Below are 26,983 nucleotides of genomic sequence, written 5' to 3' on the forward strand. Positions count from 1 at the left end.
CCCTTACACCGTCAACGACGGGCTGGTGACGTGGTTGCCCCGTCGATGCGCCGCTTCACTGGACTGGCTTTCGCCGTGGACTTCGGCCAGGCGGGTGATGAACTCGTCGACGAATACCCGCATGTCGGCGCTGACTTCCTTGTTGCGCGTGGTCAGGCGGTTGTAGCCAAACAGCGCCGGGATCGCGACGAATAACCCCATGGCGGTGGCCAGCAACGCAGCCGCCATGCCGGGGGCGATGGCGTTGATGTTCACATCACCAGCCATGGCGGTGCCGAGGAACACCACCATGATCCCCAGCACCGTCCCCAGCAGGCCGATGTAAGGGCCGCCGGCGATGGCGTTGGACAACGTCGACAACTTGGAACTGAGCTGTTGGTTTTCCCGGGTCCGTACACCGTCCATGGAACAGCGGATGGCTTCGATGGTGGCGGCGGAGATCGACGAGGTGTCGGCGCCCTGGTCGCGGCGCGTGCGGATCTCGGCAACCGCCACCCCATACAGGCGCCACAGCGACGAATCGCCCAGGCGCTGCGCCAGGTCGCGGTCATCTGCAAGCAGTTCCAGCCGTGTCCCGACCTTGGCGAAATGACTGCGGAAGACTTCGTTGGCATGGCTGACTCGGCTGACATTGCGGCTCTTGCGCACCATGATCACCCACGACTGCAGCATCATCAGCACCAGGACGGCGATGATCACCCAGGCGTCCAGCGGCACCGCATTGAGCAAGAAACCCAGGCTGCCGAAACCAAAGCCGGACTGTTCTTCGTCCACCCCGTAAACCACCAGGCGCGACTCGGCGCCCTGGGCGGTGGCATCGGCCAGGATCTGTTCAGGCGAACGGGCGACGCGGGACAAGCGCAGTTCATCGAGGGCGCCGGTGAAGGCTTGATACGTAGCGGTCGGTGCCACCGCGCCGGCATCGACGGCGGCCGGTGAGTCGGCGCCGATGGCAATCGCACCCTGCAAGGCCGGCAACGGTTGCGCCAGGCTCGCCGCCGGCTTTCCATTCACATACAAACGCAACCCGCTGGCGTCAGCCGTCAACGCCAAGTGTTGCCATTGTCCCAGTGCCACGGCCTGGTTGGCCACGGCGCGCTGGCCGTTCACTTCCACAAAGGGCACGCCTTGGTTCATGCCCACCAGCAGCGCATTGCCGGCATCACGACGGGCCAGCAGCAGTTGCTCGCCTGCGCCCTGCTCCATTCGCAACCAGGTGCTGAAGGTCAACGCACCACCCGCGCTCACGCCCAGGGATGGACTGGCCGGCAGCAACAGCGGCTGACCGTTGAGCTGTGCCGAGCGCCCGATGACACCGTCAATGATGTTTGCCGGTGCGTTCTGCGCGTGGTTGGCAAAGGCGCTGGCATCACGCGGTGGTGCGCCAACGGCACCATCGAAGTGATAGACCAGGCTGTAATCGGCATCGAACGCCAACTGGGGATTGCTGGTGGCCGGTGCTTTCGGGTTGCCATAGTACATCCAGATGTCCGAGCGCTTGCCCCCCTCCACCATGGGCACGTCCACCCAGATCAAGGCCATGCCCATCAGCGGATCGAAGCTCTCAATCTGGTGGTTGAGCACGGTGTGGTCGTCGGCGGCGACAAAGCGAATGTCCGAGCCGTTTTCGTTGACACCGTCAAAGGTGAAATTGCCGGTGTGCAAACGCACCAGCAGCGAGGTGCGCCCCACCGCCTGGCTGATCGCCGCGCCCTGGGGCGTGGTGTCGATGCTGATCTGTTTGCGGTAGTGCCAATCGTCCTGCCACCAAGCGCTGGCCGTTGCCGGCAGCACGAGGCCCAGGCAAGCGAGAAGAATGAAAATCAAGCGATGCATAACGGAGTGCTCCAAGGTCTGTGCCTACCGGTCAAAAGGTCGCCTGCACATTGAAGTGCACGCGTGAATCGTGTTTGCGGGTGTTCGGGCCGTCCTTGAGCGGCAGGCCCCAGTCGAGGCTGCCCGACAGCCATTCGCGCAACGTGGCGCGGGTGCCGAAGCCGATACTCGCCAGGCTGTAGTCGGCCTCCTGGTCGGGCAGCGCGTCTTGCAGGGCCAACTGCGCGCCTTCGGCAAAGATGTATAAACGCCAGTTGTCGACGTAGCTGCCGATGCCTTTGCCCAGGTGCTTGCTCAACGACGGTGTGCGCAGTTCCTGGGAAAACAGCACGCCATCATCGCCAGTGCGTTCCGCAGCGAGATAACCGCGCACACTGGTGGCGCCACCGGCGGAAAACTGTTCGTTGGAGACCAGCGGCCCGGAGGCCAATTGGAAGCTCAGCTTGCTTGCCGCTTGCCAGTCCCCGGAAAAATTCCGGGTGAAGGTGCTGTCGCCCTTGAACACGGCGAAGCTGGGATTGGCCTCGTAGCGCTTGGCCCGAAATTCATCGGCGTCGCTGCCATAACCGAAGAAGCTGCGGGTGCCGGCAACGATGCTCAGGCCCAGGCCGAACTGTGAGGTTTCGGTGTAGCGAAAGCCGTTGTAGGCAAGGGTGATGGGCGCGTACTTGATCGGCACTTCATCGCTCGAACCGCCGAACTGCAGGGCTTCATCGAAATCCTTGAAATCCACGCCCACCGACAGCGAGTTCGCCCAGACGCCTTGCGCAGGCACGTTGTAGATCAACGACACGCCGTAGGAATGGCCCTTGCCCAGCACATTGCTGCCGCCGATGGTTGCGACGTTGCTGTCGGATTGATAGCCAGCGAACTGCAGGTTCCAGCGCTCACTCAAGGGAGCGTTATAGGAACCCGACCAGACCTGCGCGTTGTCCCGGTCCTCGGGGGCGGTGAAATAGGTCAGCGAAGCCGTATGGCCGCGTTGCCAGAGGTTGTTGTGGCCGAGCGTGACCACCGAACGCAGCTTTTCGGTGTCGGCGCTGTAGTCGTTGTTCAAGCCGACGCTCGCCTGCCAGGGATTTTTATCCTCGACTTGCAGGTCGACATCCATCGTTCCCGGGCGCTGCCCTTCGCGCACGACCGGCACCACTTGGCGTCCGGGGTTACGGTTGGCAACCGCCAGCTGGGTTTGCACCGCCGCGAAATCGGCCACCTTGCCTTCTGTCAGCGCCGGTACTTCTTCGCGCACATTGACGGGAGAGTAGTGCTCGGTGCCGACCACGCGTACCCGGCCGATCCTGGTTTCGCTGACCTGCAGGTACACCACGCCGCCTTCGACCTGCTGCTCCGGCAGTTCGACGAACACCGACTGGTAACCCTTGGCCTGGTAGCGCTGTTGCAGGGCATCGCGTGCGCCTTCGATATCGGTGAGCTTGCGTTGCGGCCCCAGGAACGCATACACCGCCTCTTCGATTTCCCGGGCATCGAGCACGGTGTTGCCGCGCACCACGTACTCATTCACGTCCACCAGGCGCGCAGGCGTTCCGGCCTCGGCCGCTGTATCGGCTTCCTCGGCCCACAGCGTTGGCGCCTCGGCGACGAGCATCAGCGCGAGCGCCATGGGCAGGTATGGCCTGCACCGGCCGATGTTGAAGTCCCAATGATCCACACATCCCCCTCGATTCAATTGCGCCACGCGCGCAGCGCCTGCTACAAAGCCGCGCGCCGCATGACGCGCCGCTTTGCATCGTGTTGTTGCCTGACGGTTTATTTGCGTTTGGAATGGCCTGCGTGCCTGGAAAGCCAGGTGTGCAACAAGGCGAAGTTCAGCGAAAACTCCGGCATGTGCATCAGGTCGCCGCAGAACACTTCACTGACGATGCGCTCGAGCAATTTCGCCGCGTGCGGGCTGTCCAGCAGCTCGCCGATATCGCGCACAAAGACCGAGAACGCCCAGACCCGCTGGTTCAGCTCAAGGCCCACAAACCAGCGGAACAACAGGTTGTAATTGAGCTGCTCGTACAACTGTTTTTCACTGGGCAGCGAGTACAGCAGTTGCAAAAGCAACGCGAGCATCAAGGCCGGTACCGGCACCTGGATGTGGTGTTCCCGGGCCCATTGCTGCAAGGGCTCGGACGCGGCCTCCAGCAGCTCCTCGATTTGCGGGCGCAACATCACCAGGGAATGACCTGGCGGCACGTAGCTGGACAGTTCCTTCAAGGCACTCTGCCAATCGTCCTGGGACACAATCCACACCCAAGGCGCGCCGTAGCGGTACACCGAGACCGGTTTTTTGCGCGCGGCTTCAACAATTTTCGACAGGCGCTGGTCCAGCTCCTGCATGCCCACTTTCGAGTAACTTTCCATAGACCCCAATGCCCCTGTCACACCTGGCATCCAGCGCGAAATAGCGCCAGAAAAAAGTTGTCCGGCTTCCCTGCATAAGGCCTTTTCGTCCACGGCGTTCCTGCGCCGTTGCCGTTTCACACAACCTTGACCCCGGCCACCTGCCACTACCGAACTTTTGTCATCGAATCTTCATGAACGGTTACCGACAGCGACCGAGCGCCCACAAAAAAGGGCGACAGTTGCCTGTCGCCCGGGGTTTTTTTGATGTTTCTTAGAGCGTCAGGTTGCGCTGTTCCTCCGGGGTCAACTGATTACGCGCCTGGTCGTCCAACCGTCCGGCGCCCAATACCCGCACGCTGTTGTTCGGTTCAGCGTCCGGTGCCCGGCTGGCGCCTTCCTGGGACGGCGCCAGACGTTCGTTGCCGAAGCCCAGGACCTGCACGCTGAACACCGATGGCATACGGTTGCGCGACGCGGCTTGTTGCTCGCGCGCGACGCCTTCCGCGGCATCGCTCGCGGACGCTGCGGCGGAGCTGGCGTTGGTCAGTGCGCCAGTGTTGACCACCGCGCTGACCGGCACGCCGTTGGACTTGCCTTGCACCTGGATGTTGGCGGCGTTCACTACATGCAACGCGGCAATGTTGATGTTACCCGAGACCCGGATGCCCGCCTCTCCCGCGTCGATGGTGCCGAGCGGCGCGAGCAGGTCGATGTCGCCCGGCGCGACCTCGGCGATGGGGTTGAGGGTGGCAATGCCGGCGCCAGTGCTCGGCACCGACGGCGACAGGGTGACGTTGCCCCAGTCGTCGTAGACGCGCTTGGGCGGCGTGTACACCAGGGTGGTTTTCGAGCCGCGACCGGCGTTGATATCCCCGGTCGCCGACCAGGCGAGAATGTCGCCGCCGAAGGTGGTCATGATCCGGCTTTGTCCCAGCAACACGCTGCCGTTGCTGAACAACTGGATGTCACCGGTGCCTTGGGTGATGACCCCGGCACTGGACGGCGGGGCCTCGCCTTCGATACCAAACACCTGCTGCCCGCCGGGCGTCAGCAGCTGGATATCGCCGCCGAAGTTGGTGTGCACCCCGGCGCCGCCGAACATCGTGATGTCGCCCTGGTAAGCCAAGGCATTGCCGGCCACGTCGTGGGTGGGGAACAACGCGGCGATGGCGTTGCGACCGCGCAGGTAGCTGCCGGAACGCGGGCTGCTGGCATCGTTGTACTCGCGGCCACCGGCACGTAGTTCGGCGAAATACACCTGGCGGGCAAACACCCGCTGTTGTTCGGACGGCAATGCCGCGAAGTAGGCCTGTGCCTGCTCGGTATCGCCGTCGAAGCCGTACCGCAATGCCAGCCACGCCGCCAGCTCGACCTCATAAGTCTTCGCCACCTTGCCCGGCTGTTGGGCCAGGCCGGCACCGGCGTCCGCCAGGTTGGCCGGGTCCAGGTATTGCCGCACGAAGCCCAGGTAATCCGGCCCGGCGGCGCCTACACCGGCTTGCATCACGATGCTTGCGCCGGGGCGATTGTCACCGGCTTTCACCGGACCGAGGCTGGTCACGGCGGCCTGGTCTTCCATCAGGATATTGCGCCCGGCGCTGATTTCCAGCGTACCGGGGCCGGCAACGTTGAAGGTGCTGTAGAGGATGTCGCGGCCGGCGGAGACAATGGAGATGTCCGTGGGGTCATCGTGGACGAACAGGTTGCCGGTGCTGGTGGGCCGGGTTTCGAACTGCGTCAGTAAAGTGCCCGCGATGTCACCACTGTTGACGATATCCCGCCCCGCCATGATCCATGCGGGGCTGGCGGCCTCGTACCACGTCTCGCCAGCTCTTGGGCCGGAACTGAAGGCAATCATTTCGCCCGTGCGCAAACCCACGATATCGCCCTTGACCGCATAAAAGCGCACTGGCTGATCGCCCCCTCGGTAATCTCCGTCTGCACCGGTACCGCCAAACGCGAACAAGCCCATTCCGATACTGCTGGGTAGCGAGAGGTTCACACTCGCCCCTTCCAGATCGCCATACAGCCGGCCCGACTCGTCCCTGTAATAGAACGCAGGATTGTCTGGGGTCGTCAGGCTGCTTGCCGGAGCACGGGTGGGTGATATTGCGTAGCCTCCCGCATAAATCGAATCCCCAGCGAGAAACTCCAGCTGCGCCTGGTTTCCAGGCGCCAGGATCAAGGAATAGGGGGTCACAAAGCCCCCTACCCCGCGTGATGAGGGCCCGTAATACAGGCTGCCTGAGGGCGCGGCTACCCGCAAAATCGACGGATAGACGAAACGCCCGTCGGTTTGCGAATAGTCCATGCCGCTACGAGGCGTGGCGGTATTGACGCCAATCGAAAGCTCTGCGCCTTGGGTCGAAGGCGTAAGGTTCCCTCCGGCGGCAAACAGATCGATAGCGGTATGGTCGGTCCACAGGCTGAACCAGGAATATCCGGGGCCTCTGGTCCCGCCGCCCAGGTCCACCGACTGGGCGACTCGTGTCGGCGCACGGCCCGGGTCCACTGCGCCGCCAAGTACGAGATCGCCACGGGCATCCAGACTGGCGGTGGCATCGCCGGGTACCAGCAGCAGTCCACCGGTCGCGCTGGCCATCGTTGCATCGTATGGGTTGTAGGCACGGATCTCTCGGGGGTCCTGCGAAACCTTGTCCGGACCGTTGATCAATTCCATGCCGCCGAACGAACCGGCACTGGCCCTCAGCGAACCCCGCAAGTTCGTCAGGCTGCCATTCATGTCATGGCGCGAATCAACCGGCTGGCCGGCTAAGTTGAGAAACGCCCTAGCCTCCAGTGAAGGGTTGAGCGCGCCGCCGATTGTCAGCGACAGGTCACCGCCACCCGTGAACTTCAATTGACCGTCCACCATGCGCCCGGTCGAGCCGACCGCCAGGACTATCCCCTGACTGCGACTGGCGCCCTGCTCGCCTCGCTCCCCACGGGGCGCCAACATGCCCGCATCTCCCGCGACTCGCACATCCACGTTGCCGCCGCCCAAGGTACCGATACCGGTGAAACCGTTCAGTACCGGATCGGTGCCATGGGGCACATAGGTGCCGAAATTGATCCACCAGGCCGTAGGCGTACCGTCACCATCGCCTTGGCGCCACAACCAATTCCCAACCCCCGAGCTCTCCATCTGCGGTGCATCTTCGGTCACGAGAGTACTTTGTTTTCTGCCGACTATGTCACCGGCCAAATCGCCGCCCACCGACAGCAGCAGGTTACCGCCATGGTCTGGATACCATGCGCGATATCGGCTGTCTGCGCCGCCATCCACCAAGCGTTCATAAGGGCTGTCACCGTTCCCCAGGATCGAGTCAGTCGGCAGGCCGGCGTTATTCAGCGAGACGCCTCGCGCAAGGTTGTACGCCGCCGAGTCGGCCAGGCTCAAGGACGACGTGCCCGCGGTATAAATGCCAAACAGCGATTGCATGCCGAAATCACCTGCGCTGACCAGGTCCAGATCGCCGGTACCGGTACGAAGCACACTGAAGCTGCTGGTGCCCACCACGTAGGTGTAAACGCTCCCACCGACGCATAACCCCGGCGCCTGGGCACAGAATTCGTCCTCCGACATACCGTACAGGTCCGCCAACTCCGCCACGGGCCGACCGGCATAGGTCAGGTCACCGAAATAGTCGAGCGAGGCTTGCTCGGTCAACGTCCGCCCCGCAGCGACACAGAGCCCTGCCCCCTGCCCGCAGAACTCGTCGACGCTTATGCCGTAGAGGTCAGCCAACTCGGCGACAGGCCGCCCGGAGTAGCTCAAGTCACCGTAATAGTCGAGCGAGGCTTGATCGGTCAACACCAAGCCACCCGCCTTAGCCAGCATTCCATAGTGAGTGTCGGCCACCGTGAAGCGTCCATGCTCGGCATAAGGATTGGCCAGGCGGGTATCAGCGGCCTGCAAATCGGCGCCCGCCACGGCACGCAACGACCAGGACTGCGAGCCCTCGGCCAACATCGGGGCTATCGCCCAGTTACGGCCCTTGCCATCGCCGCCGCGCAGATTGATCTTGTCCACGCCCGCGGCCAGCTTCACGTCGGTGCCTGCGGGTATCAGCGCGCCCAAGGGCAACAGCAACGCGCCCGCCTGAACCACGGTGCTTGGGCTATGAACTGTCACCGAACTTGCCGGACGGCTGGGCAAAGCCACGCCTTTTGGCCAGACCAAACCGGTCAAGGCGGTATCGCCGATCAACACTGAACCACTCCCGAGGATCATCCCTTGCGCCACGGTCAGGTCGGCGGTCAGGCGCGTACCGGCGGCATACGCCACACGGCCGTCGCTGTAACGGATATTGGCCGCCAATACCGTGCCGGCAGGCAGTGAAATCGCCTCGGCCAACTCACCGTCCACCGGCAGGCGCGTGCCTGCGGCCAGAGTGATGGCTTGCAAGGGCAGGTCGTAGTTGAGGATGACGCCGGACAGGAACGTCGTGCCGTCCTGCAATTCAATGCCCGCTCGCGGCACGATCAAATCACCGTTGAACATCACCTTGCCGGGCGTCAGCACCCAGCCATCGTCATCCGGGGTTTCCGGCGGCGGCGCGAAACCATCGTTGATGCTGCCAAGCACGGTCAGGTCGCCCCCGGCACGCAGCACCAGGCTGCCGACTTCGCCGGAGCCGTATACGCCCGTCTTTGGTGTAAGCGGGTTGAGGCTGGCGTAGCGGTAACCGGAGAGGTCCAGGTCGCCCTGCACCACCAGGTCGCCGTCGGCGGTGGCACTGACGATTTCGACGCCGGGACGCAGGTGGAAAGCGTTGCGATAGGCGGCATTGTTGAGGCCCGCCAGCTTGCCATCGCGTAAGGCATTGTTGTTCAAGGCATTGTCGATAAAGTCGCGGTTGTCGTCATGGATACCGTTGAGGTAGTCCTGATTGATGACTTGGTACGGCCGGCCACTGGCCGCCGGGTCGGTGCCGTAGGCGGCATCGTCGTAGCGTTGCACGCCATTGAGCGCGATCAGCTTGGCGCCCTGGATGTTCAGGTTGCCGCTGGCATCGATGGCGATGTCGCCGGCCGTGGCCCCGCCCAGGCGTGGCGCATTCAGCTCCAGGGTGCCACGGGCCTTGCCGTCGTGGCCGACCGTGGTGGCGGTGCCATGGCGCAAATCGATGCGCGCGCCACCGGCCAGCGTCAGCAGGCCATCTCCGGAACTGAGCTCAACCATGGCGCGGTTCGGCGAATCGATGATCTGGCCGTAACTGTCCACCCGCAGCACGCGGCCGTGGGCGTCGAGCACCGCGTTGCCGCCAAGGGTCAAGCCTTGCTTGCCGGCCAGGCGAATGGACCCCACGCGCTCGCCACTGGCGTCCACGGTGCCGTTGACCGTCAGCTTGCCGCCGTCCACCGACACGCTGATCACGCCGGCCTTGAGCCCATCGCCGATCACCAGGTCACCCTGCTTGAGCTGGAAGCTGCGGCCGCCGAAGACCTGGCCCTGGTTCAGGCGTTGGTTGAGGGCGGCGAAGTCATCGCTCAGGCTACCATCGCCAAGGCGCTGGGCACGGATGTCCAAGCTCCCGGCCTTGTAGGGCACGGCGGTGCCGCCCGCATCGTAGTAGCCGCTGCTGCTGCCCAGCACGCTGCCCGCCAGGTCGACCTTGCCAGCGGCCGCCGCCAATGCGGTGGCCTTGAGGGTCCCGGCCTGGTTGTTCACGGCGGAGAGATCGATCACCGAGCCGGCGGCCTGGCGGATATTGCCGTTGCGGCTTTCGAGGATCAGGTCACCACCCCAGCTGTACTTGCTGACATCGTTGAAGGTGATTTTGCGTCCGGCCAGGTCGAGGCGCGCGGCATCGGTGAGGGTCAATTCATCCTCGGCGCTGAGGGTCAGCTTGCCGCTGGGCAGCACCACGTTGCCTTCGACCCGCACGTTCTTGCCGTTCAACGCCAGCTCGGCGCCCAAGCTATCGGCGCGGGCCACCGGCAAGCGACTGCCCGACGGAGCGCTGACACGGATATTGCCGCCTGCGGTGATCCGGTTGACCGACCCGGCCTCGCCGGTCATCAACGGCGTGAGGATGTTCAGGTTGCCGCCGCTGTACTGGAAGCCCTTGCCTGTGATGTATTCACCCTGACGCTGGTAAACCAGCAGGCCACCCTTATGGTTGGCGGTGATGCGTTCGCTGGCGTTGAGATTGACGTTGGCAAATCCCAGTGCAAGCCGGTCATAGGCCTTGGCCGCCTTGGACTCGGTGGCTGGGGCATAACCAAACTCGATGCGTTGGGCATCGATCTGCAGGTTGCCCGTGCCGGTGCCCGCGCCGCCGGCCACGATGCTGCCAGCCTCGTTTTGCACCCCATTCCAGATCAGGTTACCGGTGCGAATCAGCGCCGTTTCATTGGCATTGCCTTTGCCATAGATCGCTGGAGTGCCAAGCACCAATTCCTTGAGCCGCGACTTGCCGGTCACAGCGTCAAAGGTATCGAGGCTGGCGTTGCCATAGAAATTCAGTGAATCGCGCGCGCCCAGCACCAGGGTTTCGAGCGCCGGCGCGCCAGCGCTGGTATCGCCCTGCAACAGGCGGTCGAGCACCTGCTGGTTGAGTGTCAGCCCGCTGGGCAACAGATTGCGTGACGCCAGGTCGGCCAGGGTCTCGGCGCTGCCAACGTTGATGCCGCCAACCGCCAGGGTCAGGTTACGGGTACCGAAGCGTACGGCATCCGTCAGCTCGAAGCGATTGTCCGTGGCCGAAGCGATGGTGCCTTCGGAGTACAAACGGGTTGTACCGCTGCAAACACCATCGCATACACCGATGCGGATAATGCCAGGTGCGCTGTCCGGCGTCATCGGGTTGGGCGCCGCAGGCGCCAGCATGTTCACGTAGCCATTGGAGACGGCGAGCACGCTGTTGCGGCCGGGGTTGTAGAGATAGCCATCACGCGAGTCACGGGCCACGGCGCCCATGCCCAGCGTATTGATCGACGCGCCCTGCTCCACGGTGATGCCGCCATTCGGGCTGGACGTCACCAGGAACACTTCAGGTGCCCGCAAGGTCGCGCCGCTGCGCAAGGTGATATTTTGGGTCCTGGCGACGGAGCCATTACCATCTCCGAACTCAAGGAAGTTACCGCCCTGGCCATAGCGGGCCAAGGCATAACCGCCGATGAACAGGCTGCTGGCGCCGATGGCATTCACCGCATCGTCGGTCAGGGTTACACCGTTCAATCCGGCGTTGGCTACCTGTCCAGCCTTGATGATTTCCAGGTCCCCGGCCCTGACCAACGTGAGTGAGGTGGTGCTGCCGCGACCCTCTTTGGCTGCTTTGCTCAGCAGTTTGCCGGCAAAACTGAAGCTCGGTTGGTCACTCTGGTTGCGCTCGAACGTGACGTTGAACGCCTTGGCATCCCGGGGCAGCAGGACGGCGGGCACGCCCAGGCGCGCCGCGTCCGCCAGGGCGAACTGACTGAAGCTGGTCTCGTTGTACTGCGAATAGCGGCGCAGCGTATCGGCCGCGGTGACGATCACCTGGCTCGCCAGACTGTCGCGTACGCCGGTGCCGGCAATGCCGAGGGTACCGGCCGTTGCCCAGGAGCCGTTACGCATGGCCTGGGTCGGCACCACCCCGCCCTGCCCGGCCAGGCCGTTGACCTCGATGCGAAACGCACCCGGCAGCAGCGCGTAGGTCGAGGGCAGCAAGGTATAGGTGCCGGCCGGCAAGCCGGGGACGCCGGCACCGAGGGTAATCTGTTGGCCGGCCAAGGGGGCGACGGCGCCGGCTTCACCGCCCACGGGCGCATAGCCGGTCTGTACGCCAGGAACGATGGCGTAGACCGGGTTGCTGCTCAGTGCCGGTAACAGGAAACCGTCCGAACCGAACTGCACCAAGGGGTTGAAGCGCGCGTCAGTGGAGCCGCCACGCCCCGAGATGAACCCGGCGCCGGTCAATTCACCCCCACCGGACACGTCCACCACGGCTCCCGCCGCGACGTCGATGGTCTCGCCCACCAGATCTATCTTTCCCGGCACGCCATTGAGGGCGGGCCGCAGCAGGCTCTTGTCGAGCGTCACGCCATCGAACACGTAGGACTTGCCATCCGCTGTTCCGCCATAGGGCATGACGAGCCCCGCGCCGCTGACGGAGGTCAGGCTGCCTGACAGCAGGTTCACGTCACTGCCAGGTCGCCCCTCCGTTTCCAGCGCCGTCTGGCCGATGATCAGGTTGCCCAATGGCGCTCGCAGAATGCCGCCCTGGTTGATGACATCCGCTTCAAGCCGCAACTCGCCGAACGCGGAATAAGGCACCGAAAGAATCGCCGAGCCGTTGCGGCCTATGTCCATGCGCTTGGCGGTCAGCGTCCCTTGCACGCCGGTGCCGGGATAGATCTGCGCGGCGGTGAGGCCCAGGACGTCGGGCGTTCGAAGTAACATTTTATGATCGGCCTGGCTGCTCGCCATCCGAATGTCACCCTGGCTGTTCAATTGCAAATCCGCAAAACCACGACGATCGACGTTTCGAACTTCGCCCCGGGCCATCGTCAGCGTTCCGCTGCCACCGATCCTCACCGCGTCGCGAACCTCAAGCAACCCGGTCGCTGACACCAACAACTGCCCTGCGGCAGGTCGTGCCGAAGGCGCCAGCCCTATGCCGGTGCTGCTGTTGTCAGCCCCGGCGGTCGTATTATCTTGCGCGCCGGCCAAGCGCACATAGTTACCGCGCAGTTTGACCACCGAGTCCGCCGCCGCTGTCTCCGCCATGCCGTACGCACCCGCGTAGAGCTGAAGCGCATTGGCCATCGTCAGGTTGACATTGCCATCGAAGGTCAGCAGACCGGTACTGAAAAGGGACAACGTATCAAAGCCGCCGGCCTCGACCTGATCCACCGCAAGCCGTGCATAGCCGTGCTCCAGCAGGGAGGCGCCCTGCTCTGGCGCGCTCCCGGCCGTGATACCCGTCGCGGAATGGTGCTGCTCGATAATCAGTTCGCGAGTCTTGCGCTGGTTGTCCGGCAAATCCGAGCTGTTCAAATAAACCGTCGCCCCGAGCCCGACCGACAAGCTCCCGCCCGCCGCTCCGGCACCGCCGGCGGCAGCCTTGAACTGACCGTCCAGGTAAAGCCCACTGGTCGAGCCAAAACTGATGTCGCCGCCGTGGCTGGCAACCACTCGGCGTTGCCCCGCGTCATCCAGCACCGCCTGGGCACCCGAAGCATCGAGCAACGCGCCTTCGCGCACCACGATGAATTTTCCGATACCGCCGCCGTCGCCCGTCGCATGGTCGATTTCACCACCGATGACGATACTTCCGCCGTTACGCACGAACCCGTATTGGGTCCCCCTGGCACCCGTGGCGGTGGCGGCGCGAGCGGCCACGTCCAGGACCGCGTTCTCGCCGATCCAGATCGACTTGAAATTGTCACCGGGCGGTATGACCGCCGCTTGCGGCCCAGGCGCGGAGCCGACAGTGATCGAGCCGCCCCAGGCATTCAAGGTGCCGTCCACGGTGATTTGGCCAATGCCCGTCAAGCGGATCGCTTGTCCGGGGTCGACATTCAACACCGCCGACTTGCCCACCAGCAGGTCAGCCGTGGCGACATTCGCCGCGCCGGTTTGCTGGCTGCCGGCTTGCAAGGACAGGCTGGCACCCTGGCGCTGGGTCAGCACGCCCTTGCTGGCGTCTTCGAGGTACAGCGGCGGCGTCCAGGTCTCCAGCGCGCTGCCCGGTGTACCACCAGTGGCGACCCCAGGCGCGCCAGCGCCTTGGCGATAAACCGGCACGGTGACATCGACCCGGGTGCCCTCGGCAACCTCCAGGCCGTCGTTGCCGATGATGTCGTAGGCGGAAAAGCCTTTTTTGAAGAAGCCGCCATCAAGCAGCAAGGTACCGGCCGCCGCGGAGGTCGCGGTGTCGCTGATCAGGACTTTACCGGCCTGCAATTGCAAGGTGCCGCCGCCCTTCACACCCTGGCCCCGCAATTCGCCGCCCAGGCTCAATTCGCCCGTGAGAGTGCTCAAGGTGACATCGCCGCCCTTGCCGCCCTGGAACTTGCCTGAGTTGAGCAGTGCCGCTCCGGAAGAAACGTCCAGCACGCTGCCGGCACCCAGCACGATGGCGCCGCCGGCTTTCAGGGCGATGCTGCCGCCGTTCTGGTAAGGCAAGGCGCTGATATCGCCAGGGTCCAGTTGTATATTGCTCCACAGCCCGCTGGCATCCAGACGCACCCGGTCAGCCACCCTGACCGAGGACGCGCCGGCAACCGGCATCGTGCCGTCGACCTGGACGAAATCCCTGCCTACCTGAATGGCACCAGCGTGGGCAGTAAGATTGGCATTCACGGCCACCTTCGGGCCAAACAGGCTGATGGAACCGGCCGGAGCCACCTGCAACGCACCGTTGACTGTGATGCCTTCGCTCGCAGCGACCTTGACGGCACCGAGCTTGAAGCCGTTGAGCTGGTTACTGTCCAGGTACAACGTGCCCTGGCGATCCGTCGGCAAGGCACCGTCCAGACCGACGCTACCGGCAACGCCCGCCGCGTCTTGGCCGAAGATCACGTTCTTCAAGGTATTGGCCGTGGCGCCAAGGGCATATTCCACAGTGCCGCTTTCCTTCACGTAGAACGGCACGTACGAGCCGACCACCAACTGCCCGCCACGGGCCACCGCTTTCTGCGATTGCTGGTAGCCATCCAGGCCGGCCTGGGCGGCGCGGGTCTGACGGTCACCCTGGAAGGTATCGCTGGCGAGCGTGCCTTCGAGCACCGCGTTTTTAGTCCCGATCACCAGGGTGCCGGCGTCGCGGCCGACCGTGTAGCCGGCCTCCTGGCGCGAACGCGGGGCAATCAAGGGATTGTAGTAATACTTCGTTTGCCCCCAGCGCTGGGTGTGGTCTTCGTATCCCTTGTAGATCCCGGTGTAGAGCATGTCCCCAGGCGCACTGTTGAGTTCATACAAGCGGCCATCGGCGCCCTTGAGCCAGGTCTGCTTGACGGTGCCGCTCTGCACATCCAGCGTGCCGCCGGACAGATTGATCTGCGAGCCGGCCTGGGTCACCACATCATTACCGGTAAAACTCACGGTGCCGCCCTGGGCCATCCATTCGGCGGCGCTGTGGCCCTGAGTACCGAGGTAGCCGCTGACTTCCAGCAGACCACCGGCGGTGTACCAGCGATCAGTGGCGTAGCCGTTGGTGCCGGCGGGTACGAATACCAACTCTCGGGCATCCACCCAAACATCATTGTTGTTCAACGCACCTTCATCCCGGTTGCCGGCGGCATCGCGCTGCTCGTTTCCCTGGATGTTGACCTTGATGCTGTTGGCTTCCATCGCCATCTTGACGCCGGTGGCGCCGGAGACGTCGATCACCGCACCGTCGCGCACCAGGCTGCGGGTGCCGGCGTTCACCGCCACCTGACCGCCCGTGGCGAGGGTGATCGATCCCTTCTGGAAATCGACGCTGCCGGCGCTGTCGATCTGCACCAGGGACAGGTCGCGGCGATAGGTGTCCGCTGGAATGACTTTGCCGTCCTGGCTGACGATCGGTTTCAAGGCACTGTCGCGTTGGCTGTCCAGGGCCTTCGCGCTGGCATCCACTAGAATCGCCGTGGTGCTGCCCTCGCCCAGGGCCACGCTGGCATCGCTGCCTCGCGCCGTGAGGTGCAGCGTGCCACGGGTGTCCGCCGAAGTGCTGGCCACGGCTACGCCGTTCTGCCGCACTTGATTGCCGGTCAGCGTCACATCACCGCTGGCCGCCATCAATAATCCTGTGTTGCTCACCCGGCCGGCGCCCGTGCCGCCATCCTGGTGGGCGATGACTTCATTGCCGCGCGTGGTCGACGTCGAGTTACCATCGCTGGCGAAGCCCTTCTTGATGGTGAAGCTGCCGCCCGCCGCCAGCACGGTCTGTCCACGCGGGGTACTGATGGTGCCTGCGTTGTCGACGTTTTTGCCCAGCAACAAGACATAGCCGCCACCGGCGGTCGATTTGCTCGGGGCGGCCGTGGAAATCTGCGCGCCCTTCTCCACCCGGATCCCGCCCTGGGCGTTGGTAAAGCTCGCCGCGTTGGCGTTGTAGAGGCCACCGGTCTTGAACTGTTCGTCGCTGAAATCCGTGGCGGCCGCCACCAGGTTACGCACGTTGACCTGGCTGCTGCCGCTGAACACCACACCGTTGTTGTTGAGGATCATCACCGTGCCGTCGGCCTTGATCTGGCCGTGGATCTGGCTCGGCGCGGTGCTGTTGTTGACCTTGTTCAACGCCGCCCAACTGGCGTCCTGTTGAAACGCCAGGGTGGTGTCACGGCCGATATTGAACGTGTCCCAGTTGAGGATGGCCTTGTCGGCGGTCTGCTTGACGGTCACCACGACCTTGCCATTGGCATCGGTCTGTACCGGGCCATTGGCGTTGACGAACAGCGGCTTGCCGTCCGGACCAATCACCGCGTTCAGGCCATTGCCACCCAAACCGTTATGGATGGTTTGCGGTGCGCCAAAGGTAGCCGCACGTCCTGCCGCCTGGGCAGCTTGGCTGGCCGCAATGGCCGCCACCGTGCTGTTCATGTTCGCCAGCGAACGGCCCAACTGCTGCTGCACCCGTTGCTGCTGCGCCAGCGGTGGAGGCGTTCCAGGGCGAGGCGCGCTGGGGCTGGCCGGGCCCGCCGCCGGAGCCGCGCCCTTGGCCGCGAACCAGGCCGAACTGAAACTGGTCGCTGCGTACGCGGGGTTGGCCAACAACAACAAGGCAATGGCCTGGGCCAAGGGCTTGAGGCACAGCACAGCGGTGGATTCTGCATTACGGCGAGTGGCTTTCTGTGGGCGGCGACGCATCACTACGGATCCTTTTTACGCAGGGCGAATTCGGTAGCGCCCTCTGGACGAGGCGCGCAAATGACTAATCCCAAGGCAGGTTGACGCCATCGCGACCGAACTTTTGTCATGCAATGTTCATCTGCCGGGCGGTTGCTTGAAACGAAAAACCGGCAACAGCGCGAGGCTGTTGCCGGTTCATGGAGCGAACCCTGATCAGGGCTTATTGCGGACGACCAATGCCGTTGCAGGCGGTGGCGTTACCCACCGACAGCGAGTTGCTGGCGGTCCAGAAGGTGCTGCGAATGGCAGTTTTCCAGGTGTCGGTGATCGGGATCAGCTTGGCGGCGATGATTTCATCGTCGTTGTTGTTTGCGTCGGACAGGGTGTAGTGGCGACCGATGAAGTCACGTACAGCCGCGGTATCGGTGCTGTCTTTGTAGCACTGGTTGAACACCAGGAAGGTGTAGCCAACGATGCTGTAGCCCGTCGCCGGGTTAGGCAGGACCTTGGCCCAGTTTTCCGGCAGGCCACGATCAGCAGCGGCTGGCGGAGCGATGGTGCTCAGGGCGGTCGTCACGTTGCCGACGGTGGGCAGGTTGCCGTTGACGCGAGCGACCACGGCGTTGCTGCTGGCGTTGACGTCTTCCGGACCGACGTAGCCGATGGCGCCTTCGGTGGAAAGCACGGTGCTGGCCATCGCGGTGCTGCCGGTCACGGCAGTGGAGTTCGCCGGAACGGTGCCGACAGCCGTGGTGAAGGTGCCGTTGGTGGTGAACTTGGTCGGGCACTGGCTGTTCAGGTGACGGGTGAAGATCTCACTGGTGCCGCTGCTGCCAGCACGGTAGTAGACCTTGATCGGGGTGCTGGGGTAGGTGCTGTTGACCTGGTTCCAGGTGGTGACAGTGCCAGAGAAAATGTCGCACAGCTGGGCGCTGGTCAGGTTCAGGTTGTTGACGGCGGTGCCGTTGGCCAACGTGAGTTTGTATGGAACGGTGACCGAAGTGGCTTCGGCAGGGATCTGAATGATCGGACCCCAGTTGGCGGCGTTGCCGGTCGGCACGGCTGGCGACTGGTGAGCGGCGCGATAGGTGGTCAGTTCAGCGCTGGACAGGATCGAATCGCTGCCGGCGTAGTCAACGGTCACGGCCGGAACGTAGACCTTTTCCAGGGCAGTTGCCGAGTTGCCGTCGAGGTTCCAGACCAGCACGTCCGAGTTGTTGGTCAGGAAAGCAGTCTTGCCGCCGCCGCTGCCCACGCCCACGTAGTTGGCGAAGGCCGGTTGTGGCGCAGGGCCGTTGAGGATGCCGACGGGAGCAGCGACGCCACCGGTTGGAGGCACGCCGTACAGGTTCTGCGGCAGAGTGGCACCGCCACCGACGACAGCGGCCATGGCCTGGGCGGAGCAAAGGCCGGCGACGGCCATGGAAACAGCAAGAACGTTGCGCTTGAACATGAAGAATCTCCTTTCATCGTGTCTGGACGTTGGTAGTTCGCTTGTGCTTCTCATCGCGACCGCTGCCCCGAGCAGGTTTCCAGCGCTCTTTTAAAGGGGTGGCCACGGCGTAGAAGCTCTCAACTTCCGGTGACAGAGAAAGGAAAAAATCTCGGGTGTTCGGTGTTGTTTTTCCTAAATATTCTCGGGAGTTACCGACACCTTACTGACATTTCGCCCAGCTTTCGCAGCATGAGCGAAATTCCTATGGTATGCCCTGCCCTGTGCGCCGTAGCCTGGCGCGCCGTATATGTCGGACCGATGAACCCGAGTGGCGCTCTGGTGTGGGATTACGCAGGTGTCATTGCACCAGCTGATTGATCTCGATGATCGGTAGCAACACGGCCATGACGATGGTCAGCACCACCGCGCCCATGATCACGATCATCAGCGGCTCCAGGAGCGCCGTCATGCCCATGGCCCGCCGTTCGATGTCGCGGGACAGGGTTTGCGCGGCGCGTTCGAGCATGGGCGGCAAATTACCGGTTTTTTCGCCACTGGCGATCAGATGGATCAGGATCGGCGGGAACACCTTGCCGACTCGCAGCGCATTGGCCAGGCCCACGCCTTCGCGTACCCGCAGCGTCGCATCAGCAACGCAATGAGCCAGGCGATCGTTGGCCAGCGTCTGCCCAGCGGCGTTCAGGGCGCGCAACAGCGGCACGCCGGCGCTGCCGAGAATCGCCAAGGTCGAGGCGAAACGCGCCGTGTTCACCCCAAGCACGAAGCGGCCGATCAGCGGAAGCCGCAACACCCGGCTATGCCAGGCCAGGCGTGCCTCGGCGTTACGCAAATAGCGGCGCCACCCCCACCAGCAACCGGCCAGCCCGGCGAAACAGGCCCAACCCCAGGCGCGCAGGAAGTCGCTGGCCTGCAACATCACCCGGGTCAGGGTGGGCAAGTCCTGGCGCGCCTGGGAAAAAGCGCTGACCACCTGCGGCACCACGAAACCCAGCAGGAAAATGACGATGACGATGGACACCACGCCCACCACCGCTGGGTAGATGAAGGCCGTGAGGATCTTGCCCCGCAGGTTGTTGCGCTCTTCGATGTAGTCGGCCAGGCGCTCCATCACCTGGGCGAGATCGCCAGACTCCTCCCCCGCTGCGATCATCGCCCGGTAGATCTCGGGAAAATCCCGTGGTCGCGCGGCCAGCGCATCGGCCAGGCGCATGCCGTTGCGCACATCGCCGCGCACCGCGCCGAGGGTGTCGGCGATGTGGCGTTTCTCGGCCTGGTCGACGGTGGCCGACAGGGCCGCTTCCAGGGGCAGACTGGCGCCCAACAGGCTCGCCAATTGACGGGCAGCCCAGGCCAGGTCGCTGTCCGACAATTTTGCGCTGAACAGGCCCGAGGCACCGGCGCTGCCGACGTGCAACTGCTCGTCGATGCGCAACGGCGTCAGTCCACGGCCGCGCAGTTCGCCCATGGCACTGCGCTGGCTATCGGCCTCAAGCACGCCTTGCTCGATGTTCCCCGAGGCATCGGCGGCCTCGAAACGGTAGCGGTTCATCAGGCGTCCCGGGTCACGCGCAGGATTTCCTCGCGGGCGGTGGAGCCGCTGCTCACCCATCGCTCGCCGTCCTCGCGCATGCTCAACATGCCGGCCTGTCGCGCACAGGTGCGCAACGCCTGCTCGCCTTCACCCTGATGGATCAACCGCCGCACCTCATCGTCCACCACGAAGAGTTCGTGGATGCCGGTACGCCCGCTGTAGCCGGTGTGGTTGCAGCGCGGGCAGCCATGGGGACGCCATTGGCCCGGCGCGGCTTCGTCAGGTTGCTTGCATGCCGGACACAGGCGACGCACCAGGCGTTGCGCCAGGACGCCGAGCAATGACGACGCCAACAGGAACGGCTCGACACCGATGTCGGTCAGCCGCGTCACCGCCGACACCGCGTCGTTGGTATGCAACGTCGCCAGCACCAGGTGCCCGGTCAGCGACGCCTGGACGGCGATCTGCGCGGTCTCCTGATCGCGGATTTCACCGATCATGATGACGTCCGGGTCCTGGCGCAGGATCGCGCGCAAGGCCAGGCCGAAGCTCATGTCAATCCGCGTGTTGACCTGGATCTGGCTGATGCCCGGCAGGTCATATTCCACGGGGTCCTCGACGGTGAGGATATTGCTGGTGCTGGCATCCAGGCGGGCCAGGGCGGCATACAGCGTGGTGGTCTTGCCGCTGCCGGTGGGGCCGGTGACCAGCACGATGCCGTGGGGTTGGCGGATCAGTTGATCCAGTTGGCTCAGCACCGCGGGCGCCATGCCCAGGGTTTCCAATTGCAGGCGCCCGGCCTGTTTGTCCAGCAGGCGCATCACCACCCGCTCGCCGTGGCCGGTGGGCACGGTGGACACCCGCACATCAATGGGCCGTCCGGCAACACGCAGGGCGATGCGGCCGTCCTGGGGCAAGCGCTTTTCGGCGATGTCCAACTGCGCCATGATCTTGATCCGCGACACCAGCGCCGCGTGCAGGGCCTTGCGCGGCGCGACCACATCGCGCAGGCCCCCATCAACGCGATAACGCACCACGGAATGGCTTTCGAACGGTTCGATATGAATATCGCTGGCCTCATCCCGCGCGGCCTGGGTCAGCAATGCGTTGATCATGCGGATGACTGGCGCGCCACCCTCACTGTCCAGCAAGTCGGTGACTTCCGGGATGTCCTGCATGAGGCGGTCGAGGTCGACTTCGTTTTCCGCCGCGCCAACGATCGCCGCGGCGCTGCCGGTGTCGGCATAAGCGCTGGTCAACAGCGCTTCGAGCTCTTCGTCGCGTATCCGTTGCAACGCAGCGGGACCATAACGCCGGCGTACCTCGTTGATGGCCCAGCCCGGCGTCGCGGCACTGACCAGCATCACGTTGCCCTCCTCACCGGCCTTGAGGAGGAGCCGCTGCGCCTTGGCCCACGCATAGGGCAACGCGCCCGCACCGGTTTGCAGGGAGGGGCTCATGGCTGCCCACCTGGTTCCAGCGGCACGGCGCGCATCGCTCGGGGTGGCTGATTGAGCGGTATCGGCTGACGGGGTGACGGATTGAGCGGCATCGCCTGGGCGGCCGGCGGCAACTGCGGCGCCTGCATATCCGTGAGCGGCCATTTGTGCGCTGGCTGCAGATTGCCTTGGGCACGACGGATAAAATCGTAGCGATTGAGGGTAATGCTGCGGCCGACGTTACTGTCGCGAATGATGTACGGCCGCAGGAAGACCATCAGGTTGGTCTTGGTCCGCGAACGACTGTCGCTGCGAAACAGCGCGCCAATGCCCGGGATGCTGCCCAGCCCCGGAATCGCGTCGGTGCTTTCGGTAAAACCGTCTTGCAGCAGGCCGCCCAACACCATGATCTGTCCGTCGTCGAGCAGGATGCTGGTGTCGATGGCGCGCTTGTTGGTCACCGTGCCGGCGTCGCTGGAGGCGCGCGGGTCCACGCTGCTGACTTCCTGGTAGATGTCCAGCTTGACCGTGCCACCCTCGGAAATCTGCGGGCGCACGTTCAGGCGCAGCCCGACTTCCTCGCGCTCGATGGTCTGGAACGGGTTGTTGCTGTTGCCGCCGCCGTTGGTCACGTAGTTGCCGGTGACGAAGGGGATGGTCTGGCCCACGAAAATGCTCGCCGCTTCGTTGTCCAGCGTCAGCAGGTTGGGCGTGGACAACACATTGGTTCCGCCCTTGCTTTTCAGGGCGCGGGCCAACACTTTCAGATCCAGCACCTGACCGATGCCGGGAATATTCACCGTGCCCGAGACCTTGCCAATGCTCAAGCCACCGGGCAACGCATCAATGCTGTTCTTGGCCGAGGTATTGATGCCGGCACCGCCCAGGTTGGCGCCACCGATCCAGCCGTTGCCCGCCAGGTTGCCGGCTTGCCACTGAATGCCGAACGCACTCGCATCGTCTTCACTGACCTCGACGATCAGGCTTTCGATCACCACCTGAGCGCGGCGCTGGTCGAGCAGATCGATGACTTCACGCAGGTTTCGATACAGCGGGTCGGGCGCGGAAATCAGCAACGTGTTGGTGGTGGTATCGGCCTGCACGGTGACGCCGTTGGCGGAAAACGCCACTGCGCCTTCGCCTGCCTGATGGCTGCCCTGGCCGCTCGACATTTGCAGGCCTGCATTCTGCCCATTGTTGGCTTGCGAACTGCTGCCGGTAGTACTCGACGAATGACTGCCGTTGCTGGTCGTACTGCTGCCCGCCGGGCCACCCAGGCCACCGCCGTTCAACAGGCTCCGTGCGCTGTCGGTGGACGCACCGGCCATTTCCCCTTCACCCGTGAGCAAGCCGCGCAAAGCTTGCGCCAGCTTATTGGCCTGGGCGTTGCGCAGGTACACCACGTGGAGATTGCTCGGGTTGTTCTGGGCATTGTCGAGCTTGTAGATCAGTTGCCTGGCCAGCTCGGTGCGTTCGGGGCTGCCGGTGCGCAGGATGATGCTGTTGGATCGAGGGTCGCCAATCACCGACACCTTTTGCGTCGCATCGGCGCCCTGCGCGTCGAGCAACTCCGACACCATCGTCGCAATGTCGACGGCAATGCCGTTCTGCACGGGGACTACATCCGTGTCGATGGCGCCGGGTATGTCGACGTTGGCGATGATCTGCGCCACCCGATCGAGGTTTTCCGCATAGTCGGTGACCACCACCGTGTTATTGCCAGGGTAGGCATTGATGGGATTGTTGGCCGATATGATGGGCCGCAGTGCCGGAATCAGGTTGACGGCGTTTTCGTATTGCAAGCGAAAGGTCCGGGTGATCATGCCGTTGCCTGCCGCACGATCGGCGTCCCCCACCGGTCCGCCCAACAACTTGGCGTCGGCTTCCGGTACCACCTGGCTGACGCCTTGCACTTCGACCACGGCAAAACCCTGCATGCGCAGGGCCGCGAGCAGCATGTCATAGGCCGTGCGGGCCGGCACTTCGCCTTCGGACACCAGGGTCAGTTGGCCTTTGACACGTGGGTCCACCAGGAACTGGCGACCGGTGGCGCGTGACAGCGCACGCACCACGGCAGGTATATCCGCCTCGACGAAATTCAGTTGCACCGGTTGGTTGCCCAGCCCGTTGCCGGTCGGGCCGGCATTGTCGGCGGGCGGCCGAAGGCTTGAGCGCGACGGGGCCTTGCGCGTGACCTGACGTCGCTGCTCTGCCTGTGCCTGCACGCGCTGGCGCTCAGCCAACGCGTCACCGCTGCCGGTCTGTGCCAGCGGCTGGCCCAGCTCACTTTGAGCGGGAATGGGCTGCGCCTGCTCGCTGCCCAATTGACTACAGGCACTGAGCAACAGCGCCAAGGGAATTGTTGACGCATACAGACCAAACCGCTTCATGAGGATTCCTTAGCGCCGGGCGCCTGTTCCATGCCAACGACCCCGGAAATCCGCGCGGCCGTCTCAGTGCTTTGCGAGGTTGCCCGTTGCAAATGAGCGTCGCGCACCTGCAGGCCGAGCCTGGGTGCGTCGTCCAGTAACCAGTTCAACAAGGCATCGGCGGGCGCGTCGTCGAGGGTCAGCCGCCAGGTCACGGCGCCGGCCTCGACGCGGTGCTCCAGGTCGTAGGCGCCGGCCAGACCGATGTCATCCAAACGCGCTTTCACAAGCTGTGGCGTGACCGCGCCGGACACCACGCCGGCATCCTGAACCTCGGCCAGCACTCCCTCCAGGGCCGCCGCCTGGGAGCGCAGGCGCGGCAGTTCGGCTTGCCAATGGTCGATGCGTTGCAGTGGCGGCTGGATCAGGCCGTACCACAGCAGCACCACGGGCAACACCAGCGCGGCGACCCGCAGGATGCGTTTATCCCGGGCACTGCTGCGTTGCCAGAACTGCTGAGCGCTGGCTCGCTGCGCCTGCCAGCGGGCGCGGTAACGGGCAAGGCTATTCATCCGCGCCTCCCGCAACGGGCGCTGCCGCGGCGTGCGCTGGCAAACGCTTCAGCGTCCATCGCCCATTGGCGAGATCGGCCACGATGCCCGCTTGCGCCAGGCTGGTTTGCCAGTTGCTATCGGCGGGTGGCTTGCGGGCAGCCGTGCGGGGGGTCAGGTGCAATTCGCTGCCATCGAAGTCGAGTTTGTCGACCGCGCCCGCCATGAACGGCAACTGCCCAGCCGCCTGCTGCACCAGGGCAGCGAAGCTGACCGGCCCCTCGGCCAGCGCGCCATTGCGCCGGGCATCGCGCTGCTGGCGAGCCTGCTGCAAGGGATTGAGAATCACCGGCAGTTCAGGAAAAGCCTGCTGGACCCGGCTGGTCATCTGCCCCTTGATTGCCTGGCCCTCGCCGGCCAACCGCATCGCGTACAGGTTGAGGCCCAGGGCCCAGATCAACGCCGCCACCGTGCAACAACCGACCGCGCGGCCCCAGCGCTGATTGCCCCGGACGCTTTGTTCGATCCCGCTCAGTAAGTTCCACGCCGGGACCGGACCGATCCAGCGTTGCTCGTCCGGCCATGGATCGACGGATTCCGCACCTTCGCCGATCCAACGCACCGTCCTTTCGCGCAACTGTTCGGCGCCTTCTTGCATCATTGGATGCACCCATGCGCGCTGGCGATCCTCACGGACCAGCAAATGACCTTCCACGCTTGCCGCCGTGCACGTGCCCGGCTCAGCCAGCGGCAGAAAACAAGGCGCCGCGTACACGCCGCGCGGTTGCAACCTGAGCCCCTGCAACAGTTGCGAAAGATCCGACAGCGCCGCGCGCTCGAACCAAGCCAGCTGAACCTGGCCGCTCGCATCACGAGGCCCATGCACCAGGTGCACGGTGTCGTCGCTGCCCAGCAGGAGGTTGTCTGCCGCACAGCGCACGGCATCGCCAAGGCGCGCCGGTGGCAGTGGCGGCAACTCGACGCAGGCGAGCAACGTGTCTTGAGGATGCAAGCAGAGCTCCAGGGCTTTGCCTTGGGCCGCGCCGCTCAGCTCCCGCAGGGGTTGCCGCCCCAGCTCGACCAGCGCGCCCTTGCGATCGAGCCAGGCGAAGTCCAACGGGCTGTCGGCCGTCAACTGGGCCAGCGGCGCCAGCGCTATCCGTAGCAAGGTGCTCATGCGCCCACCCGCGACCAGACCACCTGGGGCCTGCGCTGCTCGCTGCGATAAAACAACGCTTGGACGCCGAATCGGCGCTGTTCGACCGTGGCCTGTCCGCGCAATAGAAACCACTCGCTGGTGATGCCCAGGCGCAGTTGCTCGGTGCTCATCTGCGGCACGCGCAAGCGGTTGAGGAAATCCCCGCTATTGATGAACCACCGGCCACGGTCACGCTCGGCAATCACCGCCTGTGCCTGGGCCACGCTCATACCGGGCACTCGTGCGGCCAAGACCTGGGCCGTGGTGGTATTGCCGTTCACCCAAGTGAGCGCCGGCAGCACCGTGACATAGGGGCGCAGGCGCTCAAGGGCCGCGAGGTCGATCCCGGGCAGGCCGGCCAGGTCATCGAGACCGCGCAACATCGGCCGGGTGGCGGGCAGCGGCTGGCTCTCGGCGTCCGGCGATGTCAGGCGACCGCTGTCGAACCCGGGTGCCGCGCTGGAGACTGGCGGCGGTGGACGCAAGCGCTTGGGGTAGGCCTCCACCACGCGTTGGACGATACGGTTGCCCTGGGCCACGGGCACGCCCAGCTCGGCGCACAGGCGTTCGAATACGGCGACTTCCAGTGTGTCGAGTTGACCGTCGAGGATCAGGTTGCGCAGGTTGAATTTACTTTGCTCATCGCTGACATGGCCATCGAACACTCCGTTTTCAGTGCCCAGGCGCACCCCACGCAAGGGCTGCGCCCACGCCTGGTCCAAACGCGTCATGGGCTCGCGCAGGCGTTGCTGCCAGAGCGCCTGGCGGGTCCATTCCAATACGCCATTGGTCAGCCAGGCGCCCCGCACCCGCTGGCTTTCGCTTTCCACGCCGCGAGTCACCTGGACCTGTCGGGCGATCATGCCGGCGGCGATCACCGCGACCACGGTCGCCACCAGCAAGGCGCTGATCACCGCCATGCCACGCTGGGCTGAGCGATTCACGACTAGAGCTGCCAGGAGCCGATATCAGCGTTGACACCTTCGCCGTCGGGCTGCCCATCGGCGCCGAGGGAAAACACATCGACCTCACCGTTGGTGCCCGGGTTGAGGTAGTTGTAGGCGCGGCCCCAAGGGTCCTTGGGCAGCCGTTCCAGATACGCGCGCCAATTGCCGCTGGTGGCGTTGGCGGGTTTTTCCGCCAGGGCCTTGAGCCCTTCATTCATGGTCGGGTAGCGACCCTGGTCGAGACGGAACAGCTTGAGTGCCTGCATCAGGCCCGCAACATCCTGGCGGGCCGCCGTGGCCCTGGCCTGGTCCGGGCGGTCAAGCACCTTCGGCACGACCATGGCGGCAAGGATGCCGAGAATGACCACCACGACCATGATCTCGATCAGGGTAAAACCTCGCTGCCGGCGAGGGCCACGTGTGGGACGGCCAGACGATGCGACACCCATCTCGACACTCCTTGGCTGGCGCCGTGTTCTGGCGCTGGTTGAGGTTTCCATTCGCTGCGGATTGTTCCAGCGGCATATGTCACTGGTATAAA

General features: G+C 64.3%; 12 protein-coding genes. All 12 read right to left on the reverse strand.

What is annotated here, in order from left to right; all coding sequences use genetic code 11:
* Positions 1-3: 3 nt before the first annotated feature.
* The 12 genes from M1D68_RS13625 to gspG all read right to left on the reverse strand — a co-directional run bounded on the left by M1D68_RS13625 (position 4) and on the right by gspG (position 26,891).
* Positions 4-1,836 (reverse strand): DUF2341 domain-containing protein, encoded by a 1,833-nt coding sequence (locus tag M1D68_RS13625; RefSeq protein WP_457967092.1) that lies wholly within the window; start codon positions 1,834-1,836, stop codon positions 4-6.
* Positions 1,837-1,867: 31 nt separating this feature from the next.
* Entirely contained in the window at positions 1,868-3,457 is a 1,590-nt protein-coding gene (locus M1D68_RS13630) for a ShlB/FhaC/HecB family hemolysin secretion/activation protein (RefSeq protein ID WP_434605990.1), read from the reverse strand.
* Between the two features lie 146 nt (positions 3,458-3,603).
* Positions 3,604-4,203, reverse strand: a complete 600-nt coding sequence (locus M1D68_RS13635) for a transposase (RefSeq protein WP_420763758.1) — start codon at positions 4,201-4,203, stop codon at positions 3,604-3,606.
* Between the two features lie 253 nt (positions 4,204-4,456).
* Complete coding sequence (locus M1D68_RS13640; RefSeq protein WP_457967095.1) at positions 4,457-16,969, reverse strand: filamentous haemagglutinin family protein; 12,513 nt, start codon at positions 16,967-16,969, stop codon at positions 4,457-4,459.
* 202 nt (positions 16,970-17,171) lie between these two features.
* Positions 17,172-18,404 carry a substrate-binding domain-containing protein gene (locus M1D68_RS13645; protein WP_420763755.1) on the reverse strand — a complete coding sequence of 411 codons (1,233 nt, stop codon included), beginning with the start codon at positions 18,402-18,404 and terminating at the stop codon, positions 17,172-17,174.
* A 340-nt stretch (positions 18,405-18,744) separates the two neighbouring features.
* Positions 18,745-19,956 carry a type II secretion system inner membrane protein GspF gene (gene gspF / locus M1D68_RS13650; protein ID WP_457967097.1) on the reverse strand — a complete coding sequence of 404 codons (1,212 nt, stop codon included), beginning with the start codon at positions 19,954-19,956 and terminating at the stop codon, positions 18,745-18,747.
* Positions 19,956-21,398, reverse strand: coding sequence for a type II secretion system ATPase GspE (gspE, locus tag M1D68_RS13655; protein WP_457967099.1), 1,443 nt, complete (start codon positions 21,396-21,398; stop codon positions 19,956-19,958). Before gspE ends, gspF begins: the two co-directional genes overlap by 1 nt.
* Positions 21,395-23,767 carry a type II secretion system secretin GspD gene (gene gspD, locus M1D68_RS13660; RefSeq protein ID WP_457967101.1) on the reverse strand — a complete coding sequence of 791 codons (2,373 nt, stop codon included), beginning with the start codon at positions 23,765-23,767 and terminating at the stop codon, positions 21,395-21,397. Before gspD ends, gspE begins: the two co-directional genes overlap by 4 nt.
* Positions 23,764-24,318 (reverse strand): type II secretion system protein GspM, encoded by a 555-nt coding sequence (gene gspM, locus M1D68_RS13665; protein WP_434606001.1) that lies wholly within the window; start codon positions 24,316-24,318, stop codon positions 23,764-23,766. Before gspM ends, gspD begins: the two co-directional genes overlap by 4 nt.
* On the reverse strand, positions 24,311-25,474 hold the full coding sequence (gspL, locus tag M1D68_RS13670; RefSeq protein ID WP_457967104.1) for a type II secretion system protein GspL: 1,164 nt from the start codon (positions 25,472-25,474) through the stop codon (positions 24,311-24,313). The genes gspM and gspL overlap by 8 nt, the downstream gene beginning before the upstream one ends.
* Entirely contained in the window at positions 25,471-26,454 is a 984-nt protein-coding gene (gene gspK, locus M1D68_RS13675) for a type II secretion system minor pseudopilin GspK (RefSeq protein WP_457970721.1), read from the reverse strand. Before gspK ends, gspL begins: the two co-directional genes overlap by 4 nt.
* Positions 26,442-26,891, reverse strand: coding sequence for a type II secretion system major pseudopilin GspG (gspG, locus tag M1D68_RS13680; protein WP_249874554.1), 450 nt, complete (start codon positions 26,889-26,891; stop codon positions 26,442-26,444). The genes gspK and gspG overlap by 13 nt, the downstream gene beginning before the upstream one ends.
* Positions 26,892-26,983: the final 92 nt, after the last annotated feature.

The sequence above is a fragment of the Pseudomonas sp. R4-84 genome, from assembly GCF_054130985.1.

What these genes read in the sequence shown, in the direction of transcription:
- M1D68_RS13625 (WP_457967092.1), bottom strand. Translation starts at nt 1,836, where the DNA reads ATGCATCGCTTGATTTTCATTCTTCTCGCTTGCCTGGGCCTCGTGCTG.
- M1D68_RS13630 (WP_434605990.1), bottom strand. Translation starts at nt 3,457, where the DNA reads ATGGCGCTCGCGCTGATGCTCGTCGCCGAGGCGCCAACGCTGTGGGCC.
- M1D68_RS13635 (WP_420763758.1), bottom strand. Translation starts at nt 4,203, where the DNA reads ATGGAAAGTTACTCGAAAGTGGGCATGCAGGAGCTGGACCAGCGCCTG.
- M1D68_RS13640 (WP_457967095.1), bottom strand. Translation starts at nt 16,969, where the DNA reads ATGCGTCGCCGCCCACAGAAAGCCACTCGCCGTAATGCAGAATCCACC.
- M1D68_RS13645 (WP_420763755.1), bottom strand. Translation starts at nt 18,404, where the DNA reads ATGTTCAAGCGCAACGTTCTTGCTGTTTCCATGGCCGTCGCCGGCCTT.
- gspF (WP_457967097.1), bottom strand. Translation starts at nt 19,956, where the DNA reads ATGAACCGCTACCGTTTCGAGGCCGCCGATGCCTCGGGGAACATCGAG.
- gspE (WP_457967099.1), bottom strand. Translation starts at nt 21,398, where the DNA reads ATGAGCCCCTCCCTGCAAACCGGTGCGGGCGCGTTGCCCTATGCGTGG.
- gspD (WP_457967101.1), bottom strand. Translation starts at nt 23,767, where the DNA reads ATGAAGCGGTTTGGTCTGTATGCGTCAACAATTCCCTTGGCGCTGTTG.
- gspM (WP_434606001.1), bottom strand. Translation starts at nt 24,318, where the DNA reads ATGAATAGCCTTGCCCGTTACCGCGCCCGCTGGCAGGCGCAGCGAGCC.
- gspL (WP_457967104.1), bottom strand. Translation starts at nt 25,474, where the DNA reads ATGAGCACCTTGCTACGGATAGCGCTGGCGCCGCTGGCCCAGTTGACG.
- gspG (WP_249874554.1), bottom strand. Translation starts at nt 26,891, where the DNA reads ATGGGTGTCGCATCGTCTGGCCGTCCCACACGTGGCCCTCGCCGGCAG.